3 protein-coding genes are annotated in these 2,774 nt (G+C 73.8%); 1 reads left to right on the forward strand and 2 read right to left on the reverse strand.

Annotation, left to right across the window (positions count from 1 at the left end; translation table 11 throughout):
* A partial coding sequence (locus E1283_RS34760; RefSeq protein WP_132822155.1) for a serine hydrolase domain-containing protein occupies nt 1-1,106 on the forward strand: 1,106 nt, incomplete at its 5' end.
* Here the strand turns inward: E1283_RS34760 and E1283_RS34765 are convergent.
* Nucleotides 1,048-2,223, reverse strand: a complete 1,176-nt coding sequence (locus tag E1283_RS34765; RefSeq protein ID WP_132822156.1) for a cytochrome P450 family protein — start codon at nt 2,221-2,223, stop codon at nt 1,048-1,050. The genes E1283_RS34760 and E1283_RS34765 overlap by 59 nt on opposite strands.
* 224 nt (nt 2,224-2,447) lie before the next feature.
* The gene (locus E1283_RS34770; protein ID WP_243745313.1) at nt 2,448-2,774 is read right to left on the reverse strand and encodes a guanyl-specific ribonuclease; all 327 of its coding nucleotides are present in this window, start codon (nt 2,772-2,774) and stop codon (nt 2,448-2,450) included.

Consider the following 2,774-nt stretch of genomic DNA (forward strand, 5'->3'; position numbering starts at 1 on the left):
GGCTCGAGGTGGCGGCCGTGGGGTCGGTGGACGTGGCGGGGTCGGCGCCGATGGATCGCGGCACGATCTTCCGGATCGCGTCCCTCACCAAGCCCGTCACCGCGGCGGCCGTGTCGATGCTGGTGGACGAGGGGCGGATCGGTCTCGACGACCCGGTCGGGCGCTGGCTGCCCGAGCTGGCGGAGCCGGTGGTGGTGCGGGATCCGGCCGGGCCCGTCGACGACGTGGTGCCGGCCGCGCGGCCCGTCACCGTGGCGGATCTGCTCAGCTCACGGGCCGGGCACGGCTTCCCGGCCGACTTCTCGCTGCCCGCGGTCCAGCCGCTGTTCGCGGAGGTGCACAGCCATCCGCTGGAGCCGCAGCATCACGCCGCGGCCGACGAGTGGCTGGCGGCGCTGGGCCGGATCCCGCTGCTGCACCAGCCGGGCGAGGGCTGGTTGTACAACACCAGCTCGGACGTCCAGGGCGTGCTGGTGTCGCGGGTCACCGGCCGGCCGCTGCCCGAGTTCCTGGCCGAGCGGATCTTCGAGCCGCTGGGGATGGTGGACACCGGCTTCGCGGTGCCGGCGGCCGAGCTGGGGCGGTTCACCAGCATGTACCGGCCGACCGCGGAGGGCGGCCTCGAACTGCTCGACGAGCCGGCCGGGCAGTGGAGCCGACCGCCGGCGTTCCCGTCCGGGGCCGGCGGGTTGGTGTCGACCGTGGACGACCTGCTGGCGTTCGCCCGGATGCTGCTGGCCGACGGCGGCGGGCTGCTGTCGGCCGAGTCGGTGCGGCGGATGACGACGGACCACCTGACCCCGGCCCAGCGGGAGGCCGGGCGGCTGTTCCTCGAAGGGCAGGGCTGGGGCTACGGCGGCTCGGTGGACGTGGCGGCCGTCGACCCGTGGAACGTGCCGGGGCGTTACGGCTGGGTCGGCGGCAGCGGCACGGCGGCGCACCTGGTGCCGGCCACCGGGGCGGTGGCGATCCTGCTCACCCAGGTGACGATGACGGGGCCGACGCCGCCGGAGCCGATGCGGGAGTTCTGGCGGTACGCGGCCGGCGTCACCAGCGGATCGGGAGGCGGAGCGGGCCCCGGGTCAGCATCCCGGGCTGCCAGCTGAGGGCGGCGGGGTCGGAGTCGAGGGCCAGGCCGGGGGCGCGTTCCAGCAGGGCGCGCAGCGCGACGCGGCCTTCGAGGCGGGCCAGGGGGGCGCCGAGGCAGTAGTGGATGCCGTGGCCGAACGCGAGGTGCCCGCGGGGCTCGCGACGGATGTCGAAGCGGTCCGGGTCGAGGAAGCGGGCCGGGTCGCGGCCGGCCTCGGCGATGACGGGCAGCACCAGGTCGCGGCGCGGGATGACGGTGCCGCCGATCTCGACCGGCTCGGCGGCGAACCGCACGGCGGGGGCCATCACCGGCGCGTCGTAGCGCAGGACCTCCTCGACGGCGCCGTCCAGCAGCGACCAGTCGGCGCGCAGCGCGGCCAGTTGGTTCGGGTGGCCGAGCAGGGCCAGCACCCCGTTGCTGATCAGGCCGACGGTCGTTTCGTGTCCGGCGACCAACAACAGCCAGACCATGCCGACGACTTCCGCCCGGGACAGCCGGTCGCCGTCCGTCTCCGTGGTGTGCAGCAGGGCGCTCAGCAGGTCGTCCCCCGGCTCCTCGCGCTTCGCGGTGGCCAGTCCGTCCACGTACTCCGTCATCGCGGCCTTGACCTTGGGCATCTCCTCGGGCCTCGCCGCCGTCAGGGCACGAGACCAGTCACGGAAGCGATCCCGGTCCAGGTTCGGGACGCCGATCAGTTCACAGATCACCGTGACCGGCAGGGGGAAGGAGAAGGCGGAGACCAGGTCGGCGCGGCGGTCAGGGGCGGCCAGCATCTCGTCGAGCAGTCGGTCGGCGATCTCCTGGACGCGCGGGGCCAGGGCCGCGACGCGGCCGGGGGTGAACTCCCGGGCGACCAGCCCGCGCAGCCGCGTGTGATCCGGGGGGTCCGTGTTCAGCAGGTGCGGTACGGCCGGCTCCCGCTCGGGCTCGCCCGGTTCGTTCGGAAAGGCCTTGACCAGCCGGGGATCGGCCAGTGCGGCGCGCGCCTCCTGGTGGCCGACGACCAGCCAGGCGTGGTAGCCGCCGGGCAGATGCGCCCGGTGCACCGGGCCTCGTTCACGCAACGCGGCGAAGTGCGGGAAGGGGTTCCGGACGAAGTCCTCGCCGGCGGCCACCAGATCGACCACGTCCATGTCCCACTCCGTCCACGTTGTCCACCAGAGTCCACACTCGGGCGCCGACGCCCCGATGTCCGCGTCGACCGGATTGATCCTAGGTGGCGGAACCGTCGGCCGAACGCGGCGCGCGAGCGGTCGGCGGCGCCGGGACCGCGTGGGGTACGGGCCCGGCGCCGCCGGTGGGGGGACGCGGACAGAGGGTGCGGGGACGGCCAAGGTCCTGTCCGGGCGGACAGGACCTAGCAGCCGTGGTCGACCAGGTCGAACGAGGCGTAGTGGTCGGCGGTGTAGTAGTCCTCCTGGTAGGAGTCGCCGGTGACGACGCGTCGGGCGCCACGGGTCGGGCTACCGGGAGTTTCGACCGTGTATTCGTGGTAGTAACCGGTGGCCCTGGACGGCAGGAGACCCTCGCGGTTGTAGAAGGTGCCGCCGTCCTGCGGGTACGGGTACGGGCCGCCCTCCTCGATGAGGTCGAGGGTGTCGTGGGCCTGGGACGGCAGGTCGCTGTAGCAGATGTCGCCGTAGGCGAGCGCGGCGACGGAGGAGGTGCTGTCTCCTATACAAAT

The organism is Streptomyces hainanensis, from assembly GCF_004348415.1.
GTDB lineage: Bacteria > Actinomycetota > Actinomycetes > Streptomycetales > Streptomycetaceae > Streptomyces > Streptomyces hainanensis.

What these genes read in the sequence shown, in the direction of transcription:
- E1283_RS34765 (WP_132822156.1), bottom strand. Translation starts at nt 2,223, where the DNA reads ATGGACGTGGTCGATCTGGTGGCCGCCGGCGAGGACTTCGTCCGGAAC.